Here is a 26,324-nt window from a genome sequence, read left to right as displayed (position 1 = left end):
AACAGTGACGGCAGGGAGATGGCCGGCTCGCGCCGGTCTCCGACACGATGAAAAATAAACTGATTGCATGGGCGGTGGCGTTTGGCGTGTTGCTGTCGTTCGCCGCGCGCGCGGCCGAGATGGGGACGATCGAGCTCGCGACGGGCGCGCAGCGGCAGATCGCCGTCGGGCGCGGCGTGCAGCGGGTCGCGATAGGCGATCCGAGCGTCGCCGACGTGGTCGTCATCAAGGGCGGGCGCGGCGGCGTGCTGCTCGTCGCGAAGGCGGCCGGCTCGACGAACCTGATGGTGTGGGAGCGCGGCCGCGACGAGCCCTCGGTCTATACGGTCAACGTCGCGAGCGGCGCGGCGCGCGCGCTGCTCGACGGCGGCTCGCCGAGCGTGAAGGCGTACAACGGCACGGCGGTCGTGTCCGGCTCGGCCGCGACGCTCGACGCGCATGCGCGCGCGCTCGCCGTCGGCAAGGGGATGGCGGGCAAGGACGGCGGCGTCGTCGACGCGTCGACAGTCGGCGGCAAGAACGTCGTGCAGGTGGACGTGCGCGTCGTCGAGTTCAGCCGCTCGGTGCTCAAGCAGGCGGGCCTGAATTTCTTCAAGCAGAGCAACGGCTTCACGTTCGGCTCGTTCGCGCCCGCCGGCCTCGCGTCGGTGACGGGCGGCGGCACGTCGTCGATGTCGGTGTCGGCGAACATTCCGATCGCGTCCGCGTTCAATCTCGTCGTCGGTTCCGCGACGCGCGGCCTGTTCGCCGATCTGTCGATCCTCGAGGCGAACAACCTCGCGCGCGTGCTCGCGCAGCCGACGCTCGTCGCGCTGTCCGGGCAGAGCGCGAGCTTCCTCGCGGGCGGCGAGATTCCGGTGCCGGTGCCGCAGTCGCTCGGCACGATCTCGATCGACTGGAAGCCGTACGGCGTGGGCCTCACGCTGACGCCGACCGTGCTGAGCCCGCGCCGGATCGCGCTGAAGGTCGCGCCGGAATCGAGCCAGCTCGACTTCGTCCATTCGATCACGATCAACGGCGTGACGGTGCCCGCGCTCACGACGCGCCGCGCGGACACGACGGTCGAGCTGGGCGATGGGGAGAGCTTCGTGATCGGCGGGCTGATCGACCGCGAGACGACCTCGAACGTCGACAAGGTGCCGTTCCTCGGCGATCTGCCGATCATCGGCACGTTTTTCAAGCACCTCAGTTATCAGCAGAACGACAAGGAACTCGTGATCATCGTGACGCCGCATCTCGTCGCGCCGATCGCGAAGAACGCGTCGCTGCCCGCGACGCCCGGCGAGTTGTCCGAGCAGCGCGACGGGCCGGTGTGGCGGTCGTATCTCGGCGGCGTGCTGTCGCCGGACGCGGGGCCGGGGTTCTCGAAATGAGCGCGCGAGGCCACGACGGCGCACGCGCGAGCGCCGCGACGCGGCGCGCAACCGGAATGCATCAATATGAACGCGAGAACATTATCCTTGGCTGAGCCCGCCGTCACCGACTACTTCGTCTGCGCGTCGCCTCACGGCGAGCATGTGCGATGGCTCGCGCAGACGCTCGTTTCGGCCGGCGCGGTCGAGCCGGCGCCGCTCGAGCCGGCGGGGCTCGCGCAGCGGATCGCCGGGCTCAATCCGGTGCTCGTCTTCGTCGATTTCTCGGGCGGCCACGCGCAGGCGGCGAGCGCCGCGGCGGCCGCGCTGCGCGTGTCGCATCCGGGGCTGCCCATCGTCGCGCTCGGCTCGCTCGGCGAGCCGGAAAGCGCGCTCGCGGCGCTGCGCGCGGGCGTGCGCGATTTCATCGACTTTTCCGCGCCCGCCGAGGACGCGCTCAGGATCACGCGCGGACTGCTCGATCACGTCGGCGATCAGCCGAGCCGCCACGGCCGGCTGATCGCGCTCCTCGGCGCGCGCGCCGGGATGGGCGCGAGCACGCTCGCCGCGAACCTGTCGGTGCTGGTGCAAAAACGCTCGGCGGCGCAGGGCCGCCAGACGGCGCTCGTCGATCTCGGGCTGCCGGCGGGCGACGGCGCGCTGTTCCTGAACACGCGCTGCGAATTCGATTTCGTCGAGGCGGTGCGCAACCTGCGCCGCTTCGACCGGACCTTCGTCAACACGGCGCTCGCGCGCCATTCGAGCGGCGTCGCGCTGACGTCGCTGCCGCCGAACCTGGCCGGGCTGCGCGACGTGTCCTACGCGTCGTGCGTCGGCCTGCTGAACCGCCTGCGCGCGTTCTTCGATTGCCAGATCGTCGACCTGGGCGGCTTCTCGAACCGCGATTTCGTCGCGCAGACCGCGAACGCGGCCGACGAGTCGTGGCTCCTGTGCGACCAGGGCGTCGCGTCCGTCGTGTCGGCCGTCGAGCTGCTCGAATCGCTGCGCGACGCGGGCGTGGACACGGACAACGTGCGCCTCGTCGTCAACCAGTACGATCCGGCGCTCGGCCTCGCGCCCGCGCAGATCGCCGAGCGCCTCGGGCTCGCGCTCGCCGCGACGCTGCCGTCGCGGCGCGTGCCGATCGGGCATGCGGCCAATCAGGGCAAGCTGATCGTCGACGTTGCCGAGCGCGACCCGTACGTGCGCGCGCTCGAGCCGCTCGTCGAACGCGCGACGGGCGGCGCGGGGGCCGCCGCGCCGCGCCCGGCGGGCGGCCTTTCCGCGCTCAGGCGCTTCATTCAACCCACCTCCAAGCGGTCGTAAGAGATGGCACACGACATTCAATTTGCCGACGGGGCGACGCCGTTCTCGCAAACGCAGCAGTTTCACGACATCAAGAACGCCGCGCACGAGCATCTGCTGACGCGCATCGAGGAGCTGGGCGCGGAGTTCGGGCGCTGGTCGCGGCAGGCGATCAACCAGTTCGTCGATCTCGAGATCGACAGCTTTGTGCGGTTGCGCCGCATTCCGCTCAACGAGAACGAGGTGCGCGCGGTCGCGCAGGCGCTGACCAAGGAGCTCGCGGGTTTCGGGCCGATCGAGGACCTGCTCGCCGATCCGAACGTCGAGGACATCCTGATCAACGGCTACAGCGACGTCTACGTGTCGAAGCACGGAATCCTGACGAAGCTGCCCGTGCGCTTCACCGACAACGCGCACCTGCTGCGCATCGTGCGGCGCATTCTCGCGCCGATCGGCCGCCGGCTCGACGAGTCGAATCCGATGGTCGACGCGCGGCTGCCGGACGGCGGGCGCGTGAACGTCGTGATCGAGCCGCTGTCGATCGACGGCCCGGTCGTGTCGATCCGCAAGTTCCGCAAGGACCCGCTGAAGCCGGCCGATCTGCTCGCGAACGGCACGTTCAACGAAGAGATCGGCGCGCTGCTCGAAGCCGCGGTCGCCGCGCGCTGCAACATCCTCGTGTCGGGCGGCACGAGCTCCGGCAAGACATCGCTCCTGAACGCGCTCGCGTTCCACATTCCCGAAGCCGAGCGCGTCGTGACGATCGAGGACACGGCGGAGCTGTCGCTCAACCACCCGCATGTGGTGCGGCTCGAGAGCCGGCCGGGCGGCTTCGACGGCACGGGCGTCGTGTCGATCCGCGACCTGCTGCGCAACACGCTGCGGATGCGCCCGGACCGGATCATCGTCGGCGAAGTGCGCGGCGGCGAGGTGCTCGAGATGATGCAGGCGATGAATACCGGCCACGATGGCTCGATGGGCACGATCCACGCGAGCTCGCCGCGCGAGTGCCTGTACCGCCTCGAGATGCTCGCCGGCTTCGCGGGCTTTCAGGGCACCGAATCGAGCCTGCGCCGGCAGATCTCGAACGCGGTCGACTTCATCGTCCAGATCGGGCGGCTGTCGAACGGGCGGCGGCGTATCCTGTCGGTCACCGAGGTGACCGGGCTGTCCGACAACATCATCGCGACGCAGGAGCTCTATCGCTACGAGCCGCGCGTGAACGCGGACGGCGATGAGATCGACGCGTGGGAATCGCTCGGCATCCATCCGCATTCGCCGAAGCTCGCGCGCTTCAGGCAGGCGCTGTCGGGCGGCGGCTTCGGCGGCGAGCCTTACGGCCGCGGCGGGGGCTTCAATGTCTAGCGCGGCGCTTTGGGCGCTTGCGCTCGCGCTGCTGTGCGTCGCCGGGGCGCTCGCACTGTGGCGGCGCGGCGAGGCGAACAAGGAGCGCGCGCACGCGGCGCGCTATATCGACAGCCGGCTCGAGCCCGGCGCACGCCCGGGCGCGCAGCCGAAGATGCCGGCCGCGGCCGAGCCGAAGCGCGCGGCCGCGCCGATGCCGGCGGCGGGCGCGGCGGGCGGCGCGCCCGCGGCGAAGCCCGCTGAAGGTCTCGCGCGCTGGCGCGAGCGCGTGGCCGATGCGTGGCTCAACGTATCGAATCGCGCGGGCGTGTCCGAGATTCGCACGCCGCTCGTCGCGCTCGGCGCGGTGACGGCCTTCGCGACGCTGTGGGCGGGCCTGCGCGGCGGGCTGCTCGCGGCCGTCGCGGCGTTCGTCGCGGGCGCGACGCTCGTGGTCTTCTGGCTCGCGTCGCGGATGCAGAAGCGGCGGCTGCGGATCGTTCGCCAGTTGCCGTCGTTTCTCGACGGCATCGTGCGCCTCGTCACGCTCGGCAACAGCGTGCCCGCCGCGTTCCAGGCGACGCTGCAGACGACCGACGCGCCGCTGCGCGGCTGCCTCGATCACGTGTCGCGGATGCTGCGCTCGGGCGTCGAGATCGACCGCGCGATGGTCTACGTCGCCGCGCTCTACCGGATCAAGGAGTTCGAGCTCGTGGGCTCGGTGCTGCGGCTGTCCGTCAAGTACGGCGGGCGCGCCGACGTGATGCTCGACCGGATGGCCGTGTTCATGCGCGATCTGGAGCAGGCCGAGCGCGAGCTCGTCGCGATGTCGGCGGAGACGCGGCTGTCGGCGTGGGTGCTCGGCGCGCTGCCCGTGGGCATCGGCAGCTTCGTGATCGCGACGAATCCGAAGTATTTCAGCGCGATGTGGCTCGATCCGATGGGCCGCCAGCTCGTGTATCTGGCGTTCATCCTGCAAGTCGCCGGCGGCTACTGGCTGTACCGGCTCGCCCGGTTGAGGTGACCACGATGGATTCGAGCCGTCTTGGCGCAATCGCGCTCGTCCTCGGCGCAATCGGCGTGCTGATGCTCGCCGCGCTCGCGATCATGCAGGCCGTGCTCGCGCGGCGCACCGGCCGCACGCTCGCGGACGCGCTCGACCAGCGCGCCGCCGCGCTCGAGGCCGCCGCCGCGCGTGCGACGACGGGCGCGGCGGCGGCCTCGAGCGCGGCGAGCGCGAGCGCCCCCGACGCGGCGCCGCACGCGCGCCGTTCGCGCTTCGCGACGTTGCTCGATCGCGCCGGCAAGTTCGGGATGCGCCTGCTCGACACGCGGCTCGGCAAGCAGATCGTCGCCGAAGAGGACCGGATGCTGCTCGAGCAGTGCGGCTACGTCGACGCGCACACGCGCGGCATCTTCCTGAGCGCGCGGATCGCGTGCTCGATCGCGCTGCCCGCCGCCGTCGCGCTCTTCGGCAGCGCGACGGTCCGCACGCATCTGAGCGCGTGGGTCGCGCTGTCCGTGATCGCCGGCTTCATGCTGCCGAAGATCTACGTGCGCCGCCGCGCGGCGGCGCGCCGCCAGTCCGTCGTCGACGAGATGCCGCTGCTCGTCGACATGCTGCGGCTCTTGCAGGGCGTCGGGCTGTCGCTCGACCAGAGCATCCAGGTCGTCACGAACGATTTCAAGGGGATGCTGCCCGTGCTGTCGTCGGAGCTTGGGATCGCGCAGCGGCAGTTCGTCGCGGGCCGCACGCGCGAGCAGTCGCTGCAGCGCCTCGCGACCAGCTTCGACAATGAGGATCTGCGCGCGATCGTGCGTCTGCTGATCCAGGTCGACAAGCACGGCGGCGCGGTGCAGGAGCCGCTCAAGCAGTTCGGCGACCGGCTGCGCGAGGTGCGCCGCGCGATGCTGCGCGAGCGGATCGGCCGCCTCACGGTGAAGATGACGGGCGTGATGATTCTCACGCTGCTGCCGGCGCTCTTCATCGTGACCGCGGGGCCGGGGATGCTCGCCGTCACGCACGCGCTCACGGCCGCGCGCCGCTAGCCGCGTTTGCCGCCGCGCAACGAAGGAAGGAACGACATGAGACGAAGCAGCTTTTCACCAATGACGACGACGGCGGCGCTCGCGGCGCTTGCGTTGTCGCTCGCCGCGTGCGGGTCGTTCAAGGAGTCGGGCTACGGGATCGGCGCGCAGGCCGAGCGCGCGGCGCTGATGCAGGCCGCGGCCGACAAGAACGCGACGCCCGACACGCCCGGCATGTATCTCGGCCTCATCGGCCGGATGCAGTCGCAGGGGCTCTATTACGCATCGCTCGCGCATATCGACGCTTACGAGAAGCAGTACGGCGTGTCGCCGGACACGATCCTGCTGCGTGCGGACGCGCTGCGCGCGACCGACCAGCCGGCTGCGAGCACGGTTGCGTACAAGCAGTTGCTCGGCACGCCGCTCGCCGCGCGCGGCTACCGCGGGCTCGGCCTGCTGGCCGGCGCGTCGGGCGATTTCGACGCGGCGTCGCAGGCGCTCGCGCAGGCGAGCGCGCTTGCGCCGACCGATTCGCTGACGCTGTCCGATCTCGCGTATGCGCGCATGCGCGGCGGCGACATCGGGGGCGCGCGCGTGCCGCTGATGAAGGCGGCGGAGCTCGACCAGAACAATCCGAAGATCCTCAGCAATCTCGCGCTGTTCCTGCTCGCGACGGGGCAGACGCGCGACGCGCTCGGCCTGATGAACCAGTTGAAGCTCGCGCCGGCGGTGCGCGCCGAAATCCGCAACGACGCGACGAAGATTGCCGCCGCGTCGCGTGCGCGGCAGCGGGCGCTCGCGCGGCCGGGCGCGCCGGGCGCGGGCGCGGGCGTGGGCGCGACGATCGCCGCGAATGCGGCGGCGCCCAGGCAGGCCGCGGCCGGCGCGGGAGCGTCCGCGCCCGTTGCGGCCGCGACGGCGTCGGCGTTCGAGCCGACGGTGCCGCTCTTGCAGCGATTCTCGCAATGACAGACGTGACACGGAGTCGACATGACGACGCATGACCACATCCAGACCGCCGCGGCCCGTTTCGGGCGCGGCCGCGCGCTTTGCGCGGCGGCGCTCGCGCTCGCGCTCGCATGCGCGGCGAGCGCCGCCCGCGCGCAATCGCCGCAGCACGATGCGCCGAGCGCATCGGAAATCGGCCACGCGACGCAGACGTGGTTCGCGCTGCAGGCGAGCAACCGCGAGGCGGCGCCGGCGCAGCCGATGATCGGCGAGGCGGCGTCGCTCGCGTACGCGCGCTATCTCGATTCGTTCAAGACGAAGATCCCGGCGTTCTACGAATCGGCCGCCGGCATGAGCGGCGGGGGCGGGGCGGGCGCGGACGCTCTCCTCGCGCCGGCGTCGCATTCGCAGTGAGGATCGTATGCCGTTAGCCCGCCGTCGCACCGAGCATCGACTTTCCGCCTGCGGACGCGGGACGCGCGCGCGCGAGCGCGGCTCGTTCGCGGTCGCCGCGGCGATCTGGATGCTCGTCGCGATCGCCGCGCTCGGCGTGGTCGACATCGGCAACGTGTTCTTCGTGCGCCGCGACTTGCAGCGTGTCGCCGACATGGCCGCACTCGCCGGTGCGCAGAGAATGGACGACCAATGCTCGCAGCCGAACGCGGCCGCCGCCGCGAACGCGAGCTCCAACGGCTTCGATCGGGCGGCGAGCGGCAACACGCTGACGGTGTCGTGCGGGCGCTGGGACACGCAGAGCAACGCCGCGCCGAGCTACTTCAGCACGACGTCGACGCCGCTCAACGCGGTGCAGGTGACGGCGACGCAGAACGTGCCGTATTTCTTCCTCGGCCCGTCGCGCACGGTGAGCGCGACGTCGACCGCGAAGGCGACCAACGTCGACCAGTTCACGATCGGCACGACGCTCGCGAGCCTGCAGGGCGGCCTCGTGAACAGTGTGCTCAACGCGCTGCTCGGCGCGAATCTGGGCTTGAGCGCGCTGTCGTATCAGGCGCTCGCGTCAACGCAGATCAAGGTCGGCGACCTGATGGCGGCCGCGAACGTGCTGACCGTCAACGAGCTGCTCGCGACGCAGGTGACGGCCGGACAGTTCGCCCAGCTGATGCTGACCGCGCTGTCGCGCACGCAGGTCGTGAACGCGAACCTGCAGGCGAGCGTCGCCGCGCTGCAGGCGATCGCCGGCGCGAATCTCGGCGGCGGGAAATTCAGCATCGGCAGCCAGTTGGGCGGGCCCGGCGTGTTCGCGCTCGGGCTGTCCGACACGCAGGCGGCCGTCGACGCGAAGATCAACGTGTTCGACGCACTGATGGTCGGGGCCGAGGTGGCGGCGGCGGGCAAGCCGGCCGTCGACGTCGCGACGGGGTTGCAGCTCGCGGGCCAGGGCGCGGCACTCAAGCTGCAGATCATCGAACCGCCGACGATCGTGATCGGCGAGGCGGGAACGAACCCGAAGACGGGGGCGTGGCGCACGCAGGCCAATAATGCGCAGATCCGGTTGTTCGTGACCGTGAATCTCGGCACCACGGGGCTGTCGCCCACCGGCGTGCTGTTGCCGCTCGCGCCGCTCGTGAGCCTCGTGCAGAACCTCATCCAGGTTGATCTGAGCCTGCCGCTCACGCTGCAAGTCGCGACGGGGTCCGCGTGGCTGCAGTCGACGAGCTGTGCGGCAACCGCCGCGTCGAGCCGCGCCACGATCGGCGTGCAGCCGGGCCTCGCGAACCTGTGCATCGGCGACGTGCCGACCGACCTCCCGGCGCAGCAGACGTTCGCTTGCAACGTGCCCGCGACGCTCGCGACGCTCGGCGTGCTGGACGCGCCGCTCCTGCAGGTCAAGTCGGCCGTCGCGCTGCCGGCGGTCGTGCCGCAGGCGAGCGCGGCGACGCTCACGTTCAACGGCGTGGCGGGCGACGCCGACGACTATCAGACGACGAATTCGAACGCGGTGGGCTCGGTGATCTCGAACGCGCTGTCGGGCGCCGCGCAATCGCTGACGGGGCCGAACGGCCTCACGCTCTACGTGCTCGGCATTTCGGTGCCGGTCGGCACGGTGCTCAATCCGGTGGTCTCCGTGCTGCTGAACCTGCTTGGCCCCGTGCTGAGCTCGCTCGACCAGGTCGTCGTGCCGCTGTTGAACCTGCTCGGCGTGCAGCTCGGCGCGGCGACGGTCCACAATCTGGCGCTGACCTGCGGCACCGCGCAAACGGTCTATTGAAGATTCACGCATAACGATGAGAAACACGAACGCAATCGAAGGGCTCGATCTGTACGTCTGGGAGGGCAAGGCCGATATCGTCGACCGGGTCGCGCGCTGCATGTCGAGCTTCGACGTCGAAGTGATCCGCGCGGACAACGAGGAACTGTCGGCCGAACGAACCGCGATGCGGCCGTCGCTCGCGATCATCAGCGTATCGATGATCGAAAGCGGCGCGGCGTTCCTGCGCACGTGGCAGGCGGACATCGGCATGCCGGTGGTCTGGGTCGGTGCCGCGCGCGATCACGATCCGTCGCTGTATCCGCCCGAGTATTCGCACATCCTGCCGCTCGATTTCACGTGCGCGGAGCTGCGCGGCATGATCTCGAAGCTCGCGGTGCAGTTGCGCGCGCACGCGGCGAAGACGCTCGAGCCGAGCACGCTCGTCGCGCATTCGGACTGCATGCAGGCGCTGCTGCTGGAGGTCGACACGTTCGCCGACTGCGATACGAACGTGCTGCTGCACGGCGAGACGGGCGTCGGCAAGGAGCGGATCGCGCAGTTGCTGCACGAGAAGCACTCGCGCTACAGCATGGGCGAATTCGTGCCCGTGAACTGCGGCGCGATTCCGGACGGCCTGTTCGAGTCGCTGTTCTTCGGGCATGCGAAGGGCTCGTTTACGGGCGCGGTCGGCACGCACAAGGGCTACTTCGAGCAGGCGGCGGGCGGCACGCTCTTTCTCGACGAAGTGGGCGATCTGCCGCTCTACCAGCAGGTGAAACTGCTGCGCGTGCTCGAGGACGGCGCGGTGCTGCGCATCGGCGCGACCGCGCCCGTCAAGGTGGATTTCCGGCTCGTCGCGGCGAGCAACAAGAAACTGCCGCAGCTCGTCAAGGACGGCTTGTTCCGGGCGGACCTATACTACCGGCTTGCGGTGATCGAGCTGAGCATTCCGTCGCTCGAGGAGCGCGGGCCCGTCGACAAGATCGCGCTGTTCAAGTCGTTCGTCGCGTCGATCGTCGGCGAGGACCGGCTCGCCGCGCTGCCGGAGCTGCCATACTGGCTCGCCGAAGCGGTGGCCGATTCGTACTTCCCGGGCAACGTGCGCGAGCTGCGCAACCTGGCCGAGCGCGTCGGCGTGACGGTGCGGCAGACGGGCGGCTGGGACACGGCGCGGCTGCAGCGGCTCGTCGCGCATGCGCGCAGCGCCGCGCAGCCGGTGCCGGCGGAGAGCGCGCCGGATGTGTTCGTGGATCGCAGCAAGTGGGACATGGCCGAGCGCAACCGCGTGATCGCCGCGCTTGACGCAAACGGTTGGCGTCGGCAGGATACCGCGCAGCATCTCGGAATCAGCCGCAAGGTGCTGTGGGAAAAGATGCGCAAATACCAGATTTTCGACGAGGAGCCTGAGGCACGGGAAAGCGAGTGAAAGAGGGCTGCGATGCAGCCGACGAACATGCATTCGAAAAACTACAACACTTCGAAGCAGGAATAAACAGAATGAGCCACATACGGGGAATGGGGCGCGTCTTCGTCGCGATCGCGGCGGCGGGCGGCCTCTGCGGCGCGCATGCGCAGGCATTGGAAGGCGACGGCGGCGCTGCGTCGCCGGCGTTGACGGCATCCGCCGCGACGGCGTCGCCGGGCGTTTCGGCGCCGGCCGTCGTCAATCTGTCGGCGCCCGGCGGCGCGCCGGCGGCGGCCGCGAACGCGGATGCGAGCGGCAAGAGCACGATCGACGAACTGCAACGCCAGATTCAGGCGCACGAGCTGACCGAAATGCGCACGACGTACAACGGCAGCTACGGTGCGAGCCTGCTGCTCAACATCCAGGACAGCACGTATTTTGTCGCGCTGTTCCAGCAAAAGGCGTTCTGGCGCGTGATCAGGACGGCGAGCGAGGCGCGCGCGGAAGCGGTCTATCGTGATTTCGCGAAGCAATCCGAGATGCTCGCGGTCAACGAGTTGCAGGCAGCGAAGCTCGAATCGCAGAAGGCGCAGACCGATCGGCAGATCGCCGCCGCGCAGGAGCGGGCGAGCCGGCTGCAGGCGGATCTGACCATCGCGCGCGAGCAACGCGCGGCTGTCGCGACCCGGCAGAAGGACAAGCTCGACGAGGCGGTTGCGCTGCGGGAGCAGAAGAACGAGCGCGAGGGTCAACTGCGCAAGTTGCAGCAACAGGTTCGTTCGTTGCAACGGCAGGCCGACGCAGGATTGCCGAAGGTACGGTGATCGCGCCACCGGCGGGGCGGGGGCGGCCGGTCCCGCTTCGTGCACGTCCCGGGATTCGACGTGGCGCGGGCTCGCGAGACCAGGGAAGAAAAAGGGCAAGCCGGTGACGGCTTGCCCTTTTGATTTTGCGGAGTCGGCTTATTGACCGTCGGTCGGGCCGAGCGAGCGGCGGCGGCGCGTGACGATCACGGGGCCGTTGCTGTTGCGATCTTGCGTGCCGGACGGCGTCGATGCGCCTTCTTGCGGCGCGCCGTAAGACTCGCGGGGCTCGCGCGGTTCACGCGTGCCATATCCGCCGTCGCCACGGGATTCGCGGGAGCCGTAACCGCCGCCGTCGCCACGGGGCTCGCGGGAGCCATAACCGCCGTCGCCACGGGGTTCGCGGGAGCCGTAACCGCCGTCGCCACGGGATTCGCGGGCGCCATAGCCGCCGCCTTCACCCCGCGACTCGCGGGGGCCGCCGTGCGAGCCGTACGGACCGTGACCACCGCCTTCGCGTCCGCCGGGACGACCGCCGCCGCCCGTGCGCGGGCCGCGGCCGCCCGGACGTGAGCCGCCCGTGTCGAGCTGGATCGTCGAGATGGCGCGTTTATAGATGCCTTGCAGGCCGACAGGCGTGCGCAGCATCACCAGATACTGGTCGAACGACTCGATGCATCCCGTCAGGCGAATACCGTTGACGAGATAAATTTCGACGCGCTTGCGTTCCTTGCGCGCGGCATTGATGAAGTCGTTTTGCGGATGGGATTCTGCAGGATTGGCCATTAAAAAGCGGCAGGTGCCGGCGTCAATTAAGAGTTATGCGTTTCGCCGCATGCGAACTTACACAGCGTTTGGCGGGATTTTACCCTGTTCGAACCCGATGCGCGCGCGAGCGTTTGTGTCCAACCGTTACCCACTATAGACGGTCCCGCGCGTTTGCGCGATCCGTCCGATCGGCCAATGCGCGTTGGCGCGCATTCTTGTTACGTCGGGTTACAGGTCTCGCATGGCCGTTGCACCTGCGTTTGAGCGGTTTCGATAGAGTGCGCGCAGGAGGCCGGCCGTGCCGGCGAAACAAGGTGACGAACATGAAAAAATGGCTGACGATCATGACGCTCGGCATCGCGTCGCTTGGCGCATCGGGCGCCGCGACGGCGGGCGGCGTCGATCTGTCGATCGGCTTGGGCTTGCCGGTCGCACCCGTCTACGTGGCGCCGCAGCCCGTCTATGTCGAGCCGCAGCCGGCGGTCGTCGGTTATCCGGCGTACTACGGCTGGCGTGGCGACGATGAAGACGATGACTGGAAGCACGACCGCAAGCGCTGGCGCAGGTGGCACCGCCATCATGACGACGATTGACCTCGCGATCCGGCCGCCGCGGCGGCGAGCCTGCCGCGCCGCCGATACGAGAAAGCGCCGCGCGGGCCGCAAAGGCCGCGCGGCGTTTTTCATCGCCGCCCGCCGACGCCGTTCATGACGGGACGATGACGGATCAGAATTTGTAATCGGGGTTTTTCGGATCGAACGCCGTTTCGTCGAGCGATTTCGGCGTGATCTTCTCGAACACGACTTTCTCGAACACACGCCCGTCGTTGTCGTACGATTCGACGGTGCGGAAGTACGGTAGCCGCAGGTCGAGCCCGAGCGTTTCCTTCTTCGCATAGAACTGCGGCCGGCCGCCGGGCGATTCGTAGGTGAGGGCGACGACGCGCACGCCCTTGACCGTCTTCGCCTCGACGTGCGTCGGCTTCAGCACGCCCGCGTCGCGGTACTTCTTCGCCTCGCTCAGGAACAGGTTCGCGACGAATTCGGTGCCGAGATCGCGCACCTGGTGATTCGACTGCGCTCGCGCGAGCGTGCCGTCGACGGCTGTCCACATCGGCAGCTTGCCGAGCAGGCCGCCCAGGTGGCCGTACATTTCGTCGACGCGCTTCGTCGAGTCATAGATCACTTCCTGGCCCGAGTGCGCGCCGTCCGGCAGCCACTTTGCGTAGACGCGCAGCGGGCTGCGCGTCACCTTGACGAACATGTGATCGGGCGTATCCGACCATTTGCCGCTGATGCGCTCCTGACGCAGCATCGTGAATTCGTACGACGGATGACCGATCGGTCCCGCCGCGACGTAATCCGGCACGGTCTGCGGGTCGAGCGACTTGAAGAGCGCCGTGAGCGTCGCGTCGTCGAGCTTCTCGAGCGTGCCCTGCCGCGCGGCCGTGCGCAGCCAGCGCGTCTGCTGGTCGACGGGCAGCTTCGCGACCTTCTCGAGCTCGGGGGGAAGCGCTGAGTCCGGCGCGCCGGATTCGACGGCGGCGGGCGCCTCGGCGTTGGCCTGCGCGTGCGCGGCGCCGTGGCCGAGCATGAGCGAGAGCGCGGCCGCGGCCGACGCGCAGGCAAGACGGCGCCGCGCGAATCGCGTTCGCGACGACGAAGACGGGTGCTGCGGTGACGCGTACGGCATGCATTCCTCCCAGAACGCGATCAAGAATCTTGTTGTCGTGCTTTCGCGGCCCGCTCGGCTCAGTGCTTCGCCGACGCAGCGGCGGGCGCGTTGGCGAGCTTCGCGAGTTCCTCGTCGCGCAGCGCGCGGCGCAGGATCTTGCCGACGTTGGTCTGCGGCAGCGCGTCGCGGAACTCGACGGCCTTCGGCATCTTGTAGCCCGTCAGGTTCTTGCGGCAGTGCGTGAGCACGTCCTCGACCGTGAGCGACGCGTCGCGCGGCACGACGAACACCTTGATGCGCTCGCCGTGCACGGGATCGGGAATGCCGATCGCCGCCGCCTCGCGGATGCCCGGATGCGACACGAGCACGTCTTCGATCTCGTTCGGATACACGTTGAAGCCCGACACGAGGATCATGTCCTTCTTGCGATCGATCAGCCGGATGAAGCCTTGCTCGTCCATCACGCCGATGTCGCCCGTCGCGAGCCAGCCGTCGGCGTCGATCACCTTCGCGGTTTCGTCGGGGCGCTGCCAGTAGCCGCGCATCACCTGAGGGCCGTGCACGCACAGCTCGCCCGGCTCGCCGATATTCGCCCACGCGCCGTCCTCCTTGCGAAAGCGCACGGTCGTCGACGGCGCGGGCAGCCCGATCGAGCCGCTGAACGAGCGCTTCTCGTTCGCGTCGTACGGATTCATCGTGACGATCGGCGAGCACTCGGTGAGTCCGTAGCCTTCGACGATCGGGCAGCCGGTCACCTGCTCGAAGCGCTCGGCGACCGCGCGCTGCATCGCCATGCCGCCCGCCATCGCGAGCTTGAGCTTCGAGAAGTCGCGCTTGCGGAATTCCTCGTTGTCGAGGAACGCGTTGTAGAGCGTGTTGATGCCGGTAATGCCCGTGAAGGTCTCGTGGCGCAGGATCTTCATCATCATCTTCGTGTCGCGCGGATTCGCGATCAGGATGTTGCGTCCGCCGAGGCCGAGGAAGATGAACGCGTTCACCGTCAGCGAGTAGATGTGATAGAGCGGCAGCGGCGTGAGCACCGTCTCGACGTCGCCCGTCAACTGATCCTCGACCCACGCCTTCGCCTGCAGCAGATTCGCGATCAGGTTGCCGTGCGTGAGCATCGCGCCCTTCGCGACGCCTGTCGTGCCGCCCGTGTATTGCAGGAACGCGAGATCGTCGCGCTTGAGCGCAACGGGCGACGGCGCCTGCCTCGCGCCCGCCGCGAGCGCCGCGCGCAGGCGCACGGCTTGCGGCAACTGATACGACGGCACGAGCTTCTTCACGTGCTTGAGCACGAAATTGATCATCCGGCCTTTCGGGTTGAGGCCGTCGGCGAGCAGATCGCCGAGCGCGGTCACGACGACGTGCTTGATCTGGGTGCCGGGCAGTGCGTCCTGCAGCGTCTTCGCGAAGTTCTCGAACACGACGATCGTCTGCGCGCCGCTGTCCTTCAACTGATGCGCGAGCTCGCGCACCGTGTAGAGCGGATTCACGTTGACGACGATCGCGCCCGCCTTCAGCGTGCCGAACAGCGTGACCGGATACTGGAACGTGTTCGGCAGCATGATCGCGACGCGGTCGCCCGGCTTCACGCCGAGGCTTTGCAGATACGACGCGAACGCGGCGGCCTTGCGCGCGAGCGCCGCGTAGGTCATCCGCGCGCCCGCGCTGATGAAGGCGACGCGCTGCGCGTAGCGCGTCGTGCATTCGTCGAAGTACTGAGCAAGCGATTCGTACTGCGTGACGTCGATGTCGTGCGGCACGCCTTTCGGGTACGACGCATACCAGATGCCGTCGGTATTCGGCGTTTGCGTGGGGGCGTGGGCGGGCGCAACGGGGGCGGTCATCGCTTGTCTCCTGAATCGTTGGTATGGGCCGGCGTGCGGGTGTCGGCGGCGCACGGCGCGAACTTGCCGCGCGACGCGCCGGTTGGGGTGGACGGCAACAAGGCGGGCGCCGGAACGCGACATGTCCGGCGCCGCCTCGCGCGGCTGGTGCTCGTCGCGCGGGGCCTTTGCGTCAGGTCGCGTGCGTTTCGTGCGCGGCCGCGACGATCGGCTCGTCCGCGAACGCATCGGTGTGCGGTGCCGTCGGCGCCGCAGCGGCCGCCGGCATCGGCGCGGCGGATGCCGGCGCGACGGGAGCAGACGGCGCGGCGCTCGGCGCGGGCGTCGACGCGAAAGCGGCCGGCGCGAGCGCTGCGGCCGGTGCGGACGGCGCGAAGGCGGCCGGCGCACGCGGTGCGGCAGGCTGCGTCGCGACGGCCGAGGCCGCCGCGCCGTCGAGCACCGATGCGAAGATCGCGAGCTGCGTCGAATCGGGCATCGGCGCCTTCAGCGCCGCGACGATCAGCGCGGACAGCCGCGCGATCATCTGCACGTCGTTCATCGTGCGGCCTTGCGTGAATTCGTCGATGAGGCTCTCCGTCTCCGCGCCCGCGAGCGCGCCGGACAGCGCGCCGATCGCGTAGTGCAGCCGCCAGCCGAGCTCCGCGCGCGGCAGGTTCGGCAGCGCGCGCTGGAACGCGTCGAAGAAGCGGCCGGCAACGCTCGCGTAGTGCGCGGTCAGGAAGTTGCGCACGAAAGCCGACGGATCGGTGTATGCGCGCCCGATGAGCCTGAGGAACGCGCGGCCGCCGCGTTGCGGATCGCGCGAGGCCTGCAGCGCCGGAATGAACATCGCGCCCAGCACGTGCTCGCACGTGACGTGCGGGCCGAGCTGCGCGTCGAACCGGTCGAGGATGCGCAGGCGCTCCTCGTTCAGTTGATCGAGACGCCGCGACAGCATCGCGTGGATGAGCGCTTCCTTGCTGCCGAAGTGATAGTTGACCGCAGCAAGATTCACCGCTGCGCGCGATGTGATTTGCCGCATCGACATCGCTTCGAAGCCATGCTCGATGAAAAGATCTTCGGCCGCATCGAGGATGCGCGCCTTCGTCCCGCCGGATTGCCGGCTGGCTTGTCGAACTGCCATGTTCCGCCTCCCTTGCCGGTTTCCCGGTACGCGAACAAGCGATTCAAATCTGTAATTGAAACAGCCGTTTTCATTAAGATAAAAAGCGGCGCGGGGCGGCGGCAAGCGTTCTTTATGGACAAACTCCTCTAGAGTAGCCAGTGCGATGCAGCATGAACGGCTCGCGGCGCGCAGCGCGACGCGCGCTTGCGCGATGGTGCGCCGCGGCGCGCGAGGTCATCCGGTCGTCGGGCCCATCTTGGCCGTCTGTGTCATGTCGATGCCGCGTCGCTCGCGGCTGAAGACAATTAAAACGCAGATGACGACGGCGACGGTGCCCGCGACCGTCGCGAGCGCCGTGCTGTAGTCGTTGCCGTGATTGACGGCGAGCTGCGCCTGCATCGTCGCGTTGCCCGACGCGAGCAGATTGCCGAGCTGATAGACGAAGCCGGGGAACGTCGCGCGAATCTCGTCCGGCGAAATCTCGTTCAGGTGCACGGGAATCACACCCCATGCGCCCTGCACCGAGATCTGCATCAGGAACGCGCCCGCGGCGAGCGCGAGCGCGCCCGTCGAGAACGCCCACAGCGGCAGCACGGGCAGCGCGATCAGCGCGGCGATGAAGATCGCGCGGCGGCGGCCGATGCGCTCGGACAGCCAACCGAACGTGAGCCCGCCGGCGATCGCGCCGACGTTCAGCACGATCGTGATCCACGACACCGTATGCGGATCGAAGTGATGCTGCTCGCGCAGGAAGGTCGGATAGAGATCCTGCGTGCCGTGCGAGAAGAAGTTGAACGCGGTCATCAGCACGACCGCGTAGATCGACAGCTTCCAGTTCTGCTTGAGCGTCGAGACGAGGCTCGGCCGCGCGCGCTTTTCCATTTGCCGCCACGCGGGCGACTCGGGCACTTTCGCGCGCACGTACAGCACGAGCAGCGCGGGCAGCACGCCGATCATGAACATCCCGCGCCAGCCGATGTACTGGTAGAAGAGGCCGAAGACGACCGACGCGAGCAGATAGCCGCTCGGATAGCCCGCCTGCAGCAGGCCCGACACGGCGCCGCGCGCGCGCGGCGGAATCGTCTCCATCGTCAGCGCGGAGCCGACGCCCCATTCGCCGCCCATCGCGATGCCGAACAGCGTGCGCAGCACGAGGAGCGCGGCGAGGCTCGGCGCGAAACCGGATGCGAGCTCGAGCAGCGAGTAGCACGCGATGTTGATCATCAGCGTCGGCCGGCGGCCGAAATGGTCGGCGAGGCGGCCGAAGATCAGCGCGCCGATCGGGCGCGCGGCGAGCGTCAGCGTGATCGCGAACGCGACGGCGGGAATCTTCGTGTTGAATTCGGCGGCGATGTCCTTCAGCACGAAGACCATCAGGAAGAAGTCGAATGCGTCGAGCGTCCAGCCGAGGTAGGCTGCGATCGTGACGTTGCGTTGTTCCCGGGTCCAGCTCATGGTCATGGCGGCGGTCTCCTCGAGGGGGAAGCGCCGTCGTGCCCCGCACCGTCCGGCTGGCGCTGCGCGCGGGCGGTAACGCGAGTGTACGCCGCTCGCCGCGCGCGTGAAGGCTCCGAGCGGCCCGATCCGGATTTATCCCTATGAAATGGACTGTTGCGGGTCCTGCAATCGCAGCGGGCGGAGTATCGCGATGCGCGTGCGCCGCGCGACGCAGGGGCATCGCGCGGCGTCGGGGCGAAGTCGCACGCGCATCGGGCGAGCCGTAAGCGATGCGACGGGATTCGCACCGGTTTTCGCGACGCGGCGAGCGATGCTAAGGTAGCGTCGTGTTCTTTCTTTCATGCGCTTACAGGTTGACAGATGGGTCCAGATTCGCAAGCTCGCTCGGTGCTGCCGATACTCGAAACCGACCGCCTGTGGTTGCGCCCGCGCGTGCTTGCCGATCTCGACGCGTGCATCGCGATGGACCGCGATCCGGACGTGACGCGCCACATCGCCGGCCCATGGGACGACCCCGTCGCGCATCGCCGCTTCGTCGAGCATCGGATCACGTGCGCGTATCCGCCGGGGCTCGGCTACTGGTCGATCTTCGAGAAGGCGCGGCCCGGCCGGTTCGTCGGCTGGACGCTGCTGATCCCCGATTACGTCGAAGGCGGCCGCGACGTCGAGATCGGCTGGCGGCTCGTGCGCGCCTCATGGGGGCGCGGGATCGCGAGCGAAGCCGCGCAGCGCGTCGTCCGGCACGCATTCGAGACGGTCAGGCTGCCGCGCATCGTCGCGGACATCGCCGCGGCGAACGACGCGTCGCTGAACGTCGCGCGCAAGCTCGGCATGCGGCGCGTCGGCATCGTGCAGGACGGCATCCCGTACGTTCGCCACCGGCTCGAGCGCGCGGATCTGGCCGCGCGCGGCTGAACGCGCGGCCGGCAGCCGCGCAGCGTGCGGCAGTGCGCTTTGCGCAAACTTCAAGGGCAACGCGGTATTAACGCGAAAGCCGATCCCATGTATCGTTGCCGACATCCTATTCGGGACCCCCATCATGACGATCGGCCAGGACGTGCATCTCATCCCCGCGAAGCTCGACGCGTTGCGCCCGACGCAGATCACGGTCGGCTATCGCGAAGTGAAGGCAAAGCGCAAGCATTGGAAATCGCTCGGCAAGAAAGCCCGCCGCGCGGCGATCGATTCGCACTGGTTCCCGGCCGTGCTCGGGCCGGGCGGCCATTACTTCATCACCGATCATCATCATCTGGGGCTCGCGCTCATCGAGGAGGGCGTGACCGAAGTGAAGGCGATGCTGCTGAAGGATCTGTCGTGGCTCGACGAGACGCTCTTCTGGCGGATGATGGAGCACAACCAGTGGGTGCATCCGTTCGGCGCGAACGGCGCGCGCCATGATTACGACCATCTGCCGACGTCGCTCGTCGGCCTGAAGGACGATCCTTACCGCAGCCTCGCGGGCGAGCTGCGCACGGCGGGCGGCTACGCGAAGGATGCGATGCCGTTCAGCGAATTCCTGTGGGCCGACTTCCTGCGCACGAAGATCGCGCTCACGCAAATCCGCAAGGAATTCGCGAAGGCGCTCGAGGCGGCGCTCGGCTACGCGCACACGCAGGAGGCGCGCTATCTGCCGGGCTGGTCCGGCGTGATCGCCGCGCCGCGCTGAGCACCGCGTCTTCGTTTGCACGACGGGCAACGCTTACGGAGCGCGCATGGATCTTCGCTCGAAACACATCGACGCGCCGCCGCAGCAGGCCGCGCATTTCGCATCGCTCGACAAGCCGCCCGCGCCGCGCGGGCGGCGCGCGGTGCTCGACGCGCTCGCGGGGCTGTCGATCGCGGGCCTGCTGATACCGGAGGCGGTCGCGTACGCGGGGCTCGCGAGCCTGCCGCCGCAGGCGGGGCTCATCGCGCTCGTCGTTGGGCTCGTCGTCTACGCGATCGCGGGCAGCAGCCGCTTCGCGATCGTGTCGGCGACGTCGTCGTCGGCCGTCGTGCTCGCGGCCACCGTGATGTCCGAGGCCGGGCCGGGCGCCGCCGCGCAACTGATGCTCGCCGCCGCGCTCGTCGCGACGACGGGCATCCTGTTCGTGTTCGCGGGCGCCGCGCGTCTGGGCGGCATGTCGGATTTCATCGCGCGGCCGGTGCTGCGTGGGTTCACATTCGGTCTTGCGCTCACGATCGTGATCAAGCAGGTGCCGAAGGTGCTCGACGTGCGGATTCATCACGGCGATACGTTGCGCGTCGTGCTCGACCTGCTGCTCGGCATACCGGACTGCAACGTCTACAGCACGGCGCTCGGCGCGACGGCGCTTGCGATCCTGTTCACGCTCGGCAGGCGCACGCGCGTGCCGGCGACGCTCGTCGTGATCGTGCTCGGCATCGCGGCGGGCTACTGGATCGACTGGCATCGTTACGGCATCGCCGTCGTCGGCGCGATCGATCTGCAGAACCTCGCGTTCGGCATGCCGGTGCTCGGCCGCTCCGGCTGGATGCAGACAGCCGAGTTCGGCTTCGCGCTGATGCTGATCCTGTACGCGGAATCGTACGGCTCGATTCGCAATTTCGCGCTCAAGCACGGCGACACGATTTCCCCGAACCGCGATCTCGTCGCGCTCGGCTGCGCGAATCTCGTATCGGGGCTGCTGCACGGGATGCCTGTCGGCGCCGGCTACTCGGCGACGTCGGCGAACGAGGCGGCGGGCGCGCAGACGCGCATGGCGGGCTTGTTCGCGGCCGCCGTGATCGCGCTGATCGTCTGGCTGCTGCTGCCGCAGCTCGCGCGCATCCCCGAGCCCGTGCTCGCCGCGATCGTGATCTTCGCGGTCAGTCATTCTCTGCATCCCGAAGTGTTCCGGCCGTACTGGGCCTGGCATCGCGACCGGATCGTCGTGGTCGCCGCGCTCGCGGCCGTGATCGTGCTCGGCGTGCTGCACGGCCTGCTCGCCGCGATCGGCGTGAGCCTGCTGCTGACGTTGCGGCAGTTGTCCGAGCCGAACGTGAGCGTGCTCGGGCGGCTGCGCGAGAGCCACGATTTCGTCGACGTGTCGATGCACGAGGATGCAAAGCCGATTCCCGGCGTGCTGATCGTGCGGCCGGAAGCGCAACTGTTCTTCGCGAACGCGGAGCGCGTGCTGACCATGGCGCGGCGTCTCGCGCGCGACGCGCAGCCGCCCGTGCACACGGTGATGCTGAGTCTCGAGGAGTCGCCCGATGTGGACGGCACGACGATCGAAGCGTTGAAGACGTTCGGTGCCGAGTGCGACGCGCGCGGCTGGCGTCTCGTGCTCGTGCGCCTGAAGCCGAACGTGCTGCGCGTGCTGCAACGGGCGGCGGACGGGGCGCTGCGCGCGAATGCGCTGTCGGAGCTGAGCGTCGACGAAAGCCTGCAATCGCTCGCGGCGGGTGAGCCGCAGCGCGCGTGACGCATCGACTCCCGACGCGGGGTGCCGGGTGCGCGTGTCCTGCGCTCGGGCGGGCGTTCGGCGCCCGCGTGCCGTTTGCGGCATCGGCGAGCCGGGCCATTTCGTCTCTCGTATCGTCGACGCCGGCGGCTGCCGGGTCCAACCGCGATGCGTACCGTTCGTGCCCGTGCCGCCTTCCCGGACGCGATGCGGCACGCACGCGTCACGGTGCCGCCGCGCGCATGGCCAGCTGCACCGCGCGCAGCGCGGCGAACGGCACTCGCGACAGATCGAGCAGCGCCTGCGTCGTCGCCGCGATTTCGCGCCGCAGGCGCGCATAGTCGATCTTGTCCGCCGTCGTCACGCCGTAGTCGAGGAGATACGTGGGGCCCGTGATCAGATTGATCGTCGGCACGTGCGCGAGACCCCAGAAGTACTGCCCTTCGCCGGGCCAGACCGCGTCGTCCGCGCTGCCGTCTCCATTCGGATTCAGCGGCGGCATCACGAACGCGGGCGCGGCGTTCGCGCGGCGCACGAGCGCGTCGGCCGCATCGACGAGCGCCGGCACGGCGGGCATGAAGAGCGCGGTCGGCTCCGCGCGGCCGGTGGGCGCGAGCGCGCCGCGCGCGTTCGGCAGCCATTCCTGCGCGCCGAGGTGCTCGATCGTCACGATGCACGCGATGCGCGCGACAAGGCCGTCGCGCGCATGTCGCGCGAGGAAGTCCTCGGCGCCGACGCCGCCCGCGAAATGCCCGCTCGACAGCAGGATCATGACCGTGCGCGGCAGCGCCGCACGGGGCAGGCGGCTCAGGTATTGCGCGATCGCGACGATCGCGTTCGGGCCGTTGTCCTCGATCCCGTTCGTGCCGTCCGTATGGCTGTTGACGATCGTCAGCTCGTCGCTCATGCCCGGGATGATGCCGATCAGGTTGCGGGTGCGCACGTGCTCGACGCTCGAGTCGAGCGACAGCCGCAGCGTCGCGCCGCGCTGTGCGAGCAAGGCGAGCCTCGCGCCCGTCGCGCGATCGACGAAGAGGCCCGGCACGCGGCGCAGCCGGCCGTCGTAGGGCGCGTACAGATCGGTCGCCTCGGCGCTCGACGTATCGGCGACCATCACGACGCCCGCCGCGCCTGCTGCCTGCAGGCTGTCGAGCATCGCGGTGAGCGAGCCGAGCATGAAGCTCGTGCGGACATAGGGCGCGGACGGCGGAAACGCATTGTCCGGATCGAACACGCGCAGCGCGTGCTCGCGAAAGAACGCGCCCGACAATGGCAGCGACGGCCATTCGACGACGGCGATCTTGCCCGCCACGTCCGCATCGGGCATCTGTCCGGCCGCGAGATAGCGGATCGGCGCGACGATGCCGTCGCGTCCGGTGTCGCCGGAATAGGGCAGGTAGCCCGTGACGTCGATGCGTTCGCGCGGCGCGCCGTCGGCGACGTCGAGGCGCCAGTGCCGCGCGGTCCAGCGCGTGAGCGCCGCCGCCTCGGTGTAGATCTGCGGCACGCCGGCTCGCGCGAGGCGGCGGTGCAGCACGTCGATGTAGCGTTCGTGCGCGGGCGAGCCGGTGGATCGCAGGCCGCGGCGGTCGAGGTCGATCTGCCATCGCACGAGCTGCGGCGTCGGCAGCAACTGCGACGCGTCCACGTCGACGGCGGCGCGATCGGGCAGTGCGGCGCTCGGCCATGCGCTCGGCGGTGCGTCGGGTGCGGAGTCCGCATGCGCGGCGCCGAGCGTCGACAGCGCGAGCGACAGTGCGCATCCCGAAGCGCCGAGCAGGCGGCGCGTCCATGATTTGAGCGAGGCCATTCGCGTTTCCTCCAGGACCTGTTCATGTTGACGACGGGCTTGCGAACGTGCATTGCCGGCCGCAGTGCAAGGAGCATGGGGCGCCGTTTGGCCGAGCCAAACGGGCGACGGCCAACGGAAGTCCCGGTGGGGCGTCGCGATGCGGCCGGCGGGGTGCGTTCCGCAGATTTTCAGCGTGCATTCGCGGCGCTGGCCGAATCCGCCGACACGTTTCCGGGCGCTCGGCGGTGTGGACGACACAATGCCGCCCGGCGCCCGCGCGATGCGATGCGCGACGGCACGTCCCGCGCGCATCGGGCCGCATCGGGGCAGGAGCGGCGCTTGCCGCCGTCCGCGCATTCCGGTGCCGCCGCTTGCGCGGCGGCGTGTCAGGGAACATCAGATCGACGACGCGTTCGATCCTGGAGAGCGGATTCGCCACGAACGGGCTCCGTTAGCGGGCCGCCGGCGTGCATTCGGACGGTTGCGCATGACGGCGGCGATGGGCTTCCCGGCTCGTGCCGGGCCTGTGATCGTTATACGAATGCCGGCGCCGGAGATCAAACGCATTGTGCCGGAAACGCGATCGAGCGCGCGCTCGATGTCGGGGCGGCGCGCCCGCGAGCACGAGGCCGCACGCGTGCCGGAGCCGCCGGGGCTCGGCTTTCGCGGCTCAGCGCGTATGCGATGCGCGCTCGACGCACAAGCAGCCTATTCGAGGCGAAAGCGATTCGTTGGCGTTCCGAACGAGTTCGTTTGGCGAAGTCGGCCGGACCCGTTTGCGAGATGGGCGACGCGCGCACGGCAAGAAAGATGAAATCTCTCCTCGTACGGAACGAGCGGTCATCGCGAAGACAACGCATTGGGAATGCCACTTATTCAGCGCGCCTCCCCACGGTCGATATACAGGGGACGCCGCGTCGCACCCAAACCGGAGAACATCGTGGGCTTCTTGAACACCTTTTCGTTGCGCAGATACGCATCCTTGCTGCTGGGCTTGCTGGCCGTCGCCGCGGTTGCCATCGGTTTTTGCCAATGGCGGCTCGACGTCGCGAATCGCCGCGTCGCGCACGCGTATCAGCAGCGCTATGTGTCGACGCAGCTCGCGAACGAGCTGCGCCGCAGCTCCGATGATCTGACCCGGCTTGCCCGCACCTATGTCGCGACGGGCGACGCCAAATGGGAACAGCAATACAACGAGGTGCTCGCGATTCGTTCGGGCAAGGCGCCGCGCCCGCTCGACTACGATCGGATTTACTGGGACTTCCGCGCGGCCGACGAACCGATGCGGCCGGGGCACGGCGAAACGATTTCGCTGCAGGACATGATGAAGCGTGCCGGCTTCACCGATGAGGAATTCGCGAAGCTGCACGACGCCGAGCAGAACTCGAATGATCTCGTGAAGACCGAGACGATCGCGATGAATCTCGTCAAGGGATTGACGCCCGACGACGCCGGCAATTTCACGAAGCAAGGCCCGCCCGATCTCGACAAGGCCCGGAGCCTGATGTTCGACGCGAACTATCATCGGTTCAAGGCGAAGATCATGCATCCGATCGACGACTTCCTGAAGCTGCTCGACGCGCGCACGGAGGGCGCGATCGCCAGCGCGCAGGCCACGGCGCAAACATGGAAGACCGTTTCGGCCGGGGTGGCGATCGGCGCCCTCGCATGCTTCGCGCTGATGCTCCACGCGTTGTTCCGGCGCGTGATCGCGGGGCTCGAGGTGGCCGCCTCGACGGCGGGGCGCGTCGCGGCGGGCGATCTGACGTCTCACTTCGACGCGGACCGCGTCGATCCGCAGGCGAAGAACGAAATCTCCCGCGTGATGCGCTCGCTGCAGACGATGAACGACGGTCTCGTGCGGATCGTATCCGACGTGCGCTCGGGCACCGATGCGATCGCGACGGTGTCCCACGAAATCATGGCCGGCAACAACGACCTGTCCGCGCGGACCGAGCAGCAAGCCGCGTCGCTGCAGGAAACGGCCGCGAGCATGAGCGAGCTCACCGCGACCGTGAAGCTGAACCTCGAGAACGCACGGCAGGCGAACATGATCGGCTCCGATGCCGTGTCGACCGTCGAGCAGGGCGCCGTCTCGGTCGAGCATCTCGTCACCACGGTCAACGCGATCAGCGCGAGCTCGGGCAAGATCGCCGACATCATTTCGTTGATCGAGGGCATCGCGTTCCAGACGAACATTCTCGCGCTGAACGCGGCCGTCGAGGCGGCGCGCGCGGGCGAGCAGGGCCGCGGCTTTGCCGTCGTCGCGAGCGAGGTGCGCAGTCTCGCGCAGCGCTCGTCGGCGGCGGCCAAGGAGATCAAGGACCTGATCGAGACGTCGATCGATACGGTTCGGGACGGCGTCTCGAAGGCCGACGAGGTGGGGCGGCACATCGTGGAGGTGAAGCGGGCCATCCGGCGCGTCGCCGATCTCGTCGGCGAGATCACGTCGGCATCGGAGGAGCAGAGCCGAGGCATCGAGCAAGTCGATGCCGCCGTCAGCCAGATGGACCGCGTGACGCAGCAAAACGCGGCGCTCGTCGAGCAGGCGGCGGCCGCATCGAAGGCGATGGACGATCAGGCCGGCAACCTGCGCGCGGCGGCGTCGATTTTCAAGCTGCCGGGCGGCGCGGGCCTGCATGACCACGCGCAGCCCGGGGCGTCCGGGCGGTTCGCAACGTGAGGGCGGGATGGCGTTTCGGCGAGATGCGGGCGGAGCCGTTGACGATATCGCGGATGTTGGAGCGAGAGTGGGCCGCTTCCAGTTCGCGAACCGCGACGGAGATCGTGCGCGCATTGCGCGATCCGATCTCGAACTGTCGACGTACTCGGCAACGCCCTCATTGGGTTCCGGCTCGTGGCGTTCCGGATCG

Annotated in this window: 21 protein-coding genes; 15 read left to right on the top strand and 6 right to left on the bottom strand. The window is 68.9% G+C overall.

Annotated features, from left to right (window positions below):
• Positions 1-47: 47 nt before the first annotated feature.
• The 10 genes from BTH_RS25165 (at position 48) to BTH_RS25120 (ending at position 11,418) form a co-directional block, all read left to right on the top strand.
• Positions 48-1,373, top strand: coding sequence for a type II and III secretion system protein family protein (locus tag BTH_RS25165; protein WP_009891455.1), 1,326 nt, complete (start codon positions 48-50; stop codon positions 1,371-1,373).
• 66 nt (positions 1,374-1,439) lie between these two features.
• Positions 1,440-2,678, top strand: coding sequence for a fimbrial protein (locus BTH_RS25160; RefSeq protein WP_009891453.1), 1,239 nt, complete (start codon positions 1,440-1,442; stop codon positions 2,676-2,678).
• 3 nt (positions 2,679-2,681) lie between these two features.
• Positions 2,682-4,022 carry a CpaF family protein gene (locus tag BTH_RS25155; RefSeq protein WP_009891450.1) on the top strand — a complete coding sequence of 447 codons (1,341 nt, stop codon included), beginning with the start codon at positions 2,682-2,684 and terminating at the stop codon, positions 4,020-4,022.
• Positions 4,015-5,025, top strand: a complete 1,011-nt coding sequence (locus BTH_RS25150) for a type II secretion system F family protein (RefSeq protein WP_011402409.1) — start codon at positions 4,015-4,017, stop codon at positions 5,023-5,025. Before BTH_RS25155 ends, BTH_RS25150 begins: the two co-directional genes overlap by 8 nt.
• 5 nt (positions 5,026-5,030) lie before the next feature.
• Positions 5,031-6,050, top strand: a complete 1,020-nt coding sequence (locus BTH_RS25145) for a type II secretion system F family protein (protein WP_019256495.1) — start codon at positions 5,031-5,033, stop codon at positions 6,048-6,050.
• A gap of 36 nt (positions 6,051-6,086) precedes the next feature.
• On the top strand, positions 6,087-6,998 hold the full coding sequence (locus tag BTH_RS25140) for a tetratricopeptide repeat protein (RefSeq protein ID WP_025369410.1): 912 nt from the start codon (positions 6,087-6,089) through the stop codon (positions 6,996-6,998).
• A gap of 21 nt (positions 6,999-7,019) precedes the next feature.
• Positions 7,020-7,391: a DUF3613 domain-containing protein gene (locus BTH_RS25135; protein WP_009891444.1), complete on the top strand. Its 372-nt coding sequence runs from the start codon at positions 7,020-7,022 to the stop codon at positions 7,389-7,391.
• A gap of 7 nt (positions 7,392-7,398) precedes the next feature.
• Positions 7,399-9,207, top strand: coding sequence for a TadG family pilus assembly protein (locus BTH_RS25130; protein ID WP_009905686.1), 1,809 nt, complete (start codon positions 7,399-7,401; stop codon positions 9,205-9,207).
• Positions 9,208-9,223: 16 nt separating this feature from the next.
• A complete protein-coding gene (locus BTH_RS25125) occupies positions 9,224-10,615 on the top strand; it encodes a sigma 54-interacting transcriptional regulator (RefSeq protein WP_009891442.1) in 1,392 nt (463 codons plus the stop codon).
• Between the two features lie 89 nt (positions 10,616-10,704).
• A complete protein-coding gene (locus tag BTH_RS25120; protein WP_009891440.1) occupies positions 10,705-11,418 on the top strand; it encodes a DUF2968 domain-containing protein in 714 nt (237 codons plus the stop codon).
• A 138-nt stretch (positions 11,419-11,556) separates the two neighbouring features.
• Here the strand turns inward: BTH_RS25120 and hfq are convergent, their stop codons facing one another.
• The gene (gene hfq, locus BTH_RS25115; RefSeq protein WP_009891438.1) at positions 11,557-12,183 is read right to left on the bottom strand and encodes an RNA chaperone Hfq; all 627 of its coding nucleotides are present in this window, start codon (positions 12,181-12,183) and stop codon (positions 11,557-11,559) included.
• A gap of 305 nt (positions 12,184-12,488) precedes the next feature.
• Here hfq and BTH_RS25110 point away from each other — a divergent pair, with 305 nt between their 5' ends.
• Complete coding sequence (locus BTH_RS25110) at positions 12,489-12,758, top strand: hypothetical protein (RefSeq protein ID WP_009909620.1); 270 nt, start codon at positions 12,489-12,491, stop codon at positions 12,756-12,758.
• A gap of 133 nt (positions 12,759-12,891) precedes the next feature.
• Here BTH_RS25110 and BTH_RS25105 read toward each other — a convergent pair whose 3' ends face one another.
• From BTH_RS25105 to BTH_RS25090, 4 genes are all read right to left on the bottom strand, one after another.
• Complete coding sequence (locus tag BTH_RS25105; protein ID WP_011402404.1) at positions 12,892-13,857, bottom strand: DUF1571 domain-containing protein; 966 nt, start codon at positions 13,855-13,857, stop codon at positions 12,892-12,894.
• A gap of 59 nt (positions 13,858-13,916) precedes the next feature.
• A complete protein-coding gene (locus tag BTH_RS25100; protein ID WP_009891432.1) occupies positions 13,917-15,689 on the bottom strand; it encodes an AMP-binding protein in 1,773 nt (590 codons plus the stop codon).
• A gap of 172 nt (positions 15,690-15,861) precedes the next feature.
• Positions 15,862-16,815 (bottom strand): TetR/AcrR family transcriptional regulator, encoded by a 954-nt coding sequence (locus BTH_RS25095; RefSeq protein WP_009891430.1) that lies wholly within the window; start codon positions 16,813-16,815, stop codon positions 15,862-15,864.
• Positions 16,816-17,031: 216 nt separating this feature from the next.
• Positions 17,032-18,258, bottom strand: coding sequence for an MFS transporter (locus BTH_RS25090; RefSeq protein ID WP_009891428.1), 1,227 nt, complete (start codon positions 18,256-18,258; stop codon positions 17,032-17,034).
• Positions 18,259-18,615: 357 nt separating this feature from the next.
• On the opposite strand from BTH_RS25090, the gene BTH_RS25085 reads away from it, so the two are divergent.
• From BTH_RS25085 to BTH_RS25075, 3 genes are all read left to right on the top strand, one after another.
• On the top strand, positions 18,616-19,170 hold the full coding sequence (locus BTH_RS25085; protein WP_011402403.1) for a GNAT family N-acetyltransferase: 555 nt from the start codon (positions 18,616-18,618) through the stop codon (positions 19,168-19,170).
• A gap of 124 nt (positions 19,171-19,294) precedes the next feature.
• The gene (locus BTH_RS25080) at positions 19,295-19,921 is read left to right on the top strand and encodes a ParB-like protein (protein WP_009891424.1); all 627 of its coding nucleotides are present in this window, start codon (positions 19,295-19,297) and stop codon (positions 19,919-19,921) included.
• A 46-nt stretch (positions 19,922-19,967) separates the two neighbouring features.
• A complete protein-coding gene (locus tag BTH_RS25075; protein WP_009891422.1) occupies positions 19,968-21,680 on the top strand; it encodes a SulP family inorganic anion transporter in 1,713 nt (570 codons plus the stop codon).
• Between the two features lie 202 nt (positions 21,681-21,882).
• On the opposite strand, the gene BTH_RS25070 is transcribed toward BTH_RS25075, so the two are convergent.
• On the bottom strand, positions 21,883-23,469 hold the full coding sequence (locus BTH_RS25070; RefSeq protein WP_009891420.1) for a PA domain-containing protein: 1,587 nt from the start codon (positions 23,467-23,469) through the stop codon (positions 21,883-21,885).
• Positions 23,470-24,391: 922 nt separating this feature from the next.
• Between BTH_RS25070 and BTH_RS25065 the strand changes: the two genes are divergently transcribed.
• Complete coding sequence (locus BTH_RS25065) at positions 24,392-26,134, top strand: methyl-accepting chemotaxis protein (RefSeq protein ID WP_025404086.1); 1,743 nt, start codon at positions 24,392-24,394, stop codon at positions 26,132-26,134.
• Positions 26,135-26,324: the final 190 nt, after the last annotated feature.

Source organism: Burkholderia thailandensis E264 (assembly GCF_000012365.1).
Classification (GTDB): Bacteria; Pseudomonadota; Gammaproteobacteria; order Burkholderiales; family Burkholderiaceae; genus Burkholderia; species Burkholderia thailandensis.
This window is presented reverse-complemented; position numbering and strand designations above follow the sequence as displayed.

Coding starts and splice junctions, on each gene's coding strand:
- BTH_RS25095 (WP_009891430.1), bottom strand. CDS start 16,815: ATGGCAGTTCGACAAGCCAGCCGGCAATCCGGCGGGACGAAGGCGCGC.
- BTH_RS25070 (WP_009891420.1), bottom strand. CDS start 23,469: ATGGCCTCGCTCAAATCATGGACGCGCCGCCTGCTCGGCGCTTCGGGA.
- BTH_RS25145 (WP_019256495.1), top strand. CDS start 5,031: ATGGATTCGAGCCGTCTTGGCGCAATCGCGCTCGTCCTCGGCGCAATC.
- BTH_RS25120 (WP_009891440.1), top strand. CDS start 10,705: ATGGGGCGCGTCTTCGTCGCGATCGCGGCGGCGGGCGGCCTCTGCGGC.
- BTH_RS25130 (WP_009905686.1), top strand. CDS start 7,399: ATGCCGTTAGCCCGCCGTCGCACCGAGCATCGACTTTCCGCCTGCGGA.
- BTH_RS25150 (WP_011402409.1), top strand. CDS start 4,015: ATGTCTAGCGCGGCGCTTTGGGCGCTTGCGCTCGCGCTGCTGTGCGTC.
- BTH_RS25090 (WP_009891428.1), bottom strand. CDS start 18,258: ATGACCATGAGCTGGACCCGGGAACAACGCAACGTCACGATCGCAGCC.
- BTH_RS25075 (WP_009891422.1), top strand. CDS start 19,968: ATGGATCTTCGCTCGAAACACATCGACGCGCCGCCGCAGCAGGCCGCG.
- BTH_RS25155 (WP_009891450.1), top strand. CDS start 2,682: ATGGCACACGACATTCAATTTGCCGACGGGGCGACGCCGTTCTCGCAA.
- BTH_RS25160 (WP_009891453.1), top strand. CDS start 1,440: ATGAACGCGAGAACATTATCCTTGGCTGAGCCCGCCGTCACCGACTAC.
- BTH_RS25110 (WP_009909620.1), top strand. CDS start 12,489: ATGAAAAAATGGCTGACGATCATGACGCTCGGCATCGCGTCGCTTGGC.
- BTH_RS25135 (WP_009891444.1), top strand. CDS start 7,020: ATGACGACGCATGACCACATCCAGACCGCCGCGGCCCGTTTCGGGCGC.
- BTH_RS25125 (WP_009891442.1), top strand. CDS start 9,224: ATGAGAAACACGAACGCAATCGAAGGGCTCGATCTGTACGTCTGGGAG.
- BTH_RS25140 (WP_025369410.1), top strand. CDS start 6,087: ATGAGACGAAGCAGCTTTTCACCAATGACGACGACGGCGGCGCTCGCG.
- hfq (WP_009891438.1), bottom strand. CDS start 12,183: ATGGCCAATCCTGCAGAATCCCATCCGCAAAACGACTTCATCAATGCC.
- BTH_RS25085 (WP_011402403.1), top strand. CDS start 18,616: ATGGGTCCAGATTCGCAAGCTCGCTCGGTGCTGCCGATACTCGAAACC.
- BTH_RS25165 (WP_009891455.1), top strand. CDS start 48: ATGAAAAATAAACTGATTGCATGGGCGGTGGCGTTTGGCGTGTTGCTG.
- BTH_RS25080 (WP_009891424.1), top strand. CDS start 19,295: ATGACGATCGGCCAGGACGTGCATCTCATCCCCGCGAAGCTCGACGCG.
- BTH_RS25100 (WP_009891432.1), bottom strand. CDS start 15,689: ATGACCGCCCCCGTTGCGCCCGCCCACGCCCCCACGCAAACGCCGAAT.
- BTH_RS25105 (WP_011402404.1), bottom strand. CDS start 13,857: ATGCCGTACGCGTCACCGCAGCACCCGTCTTCGTCGTCGCGAACGCGA.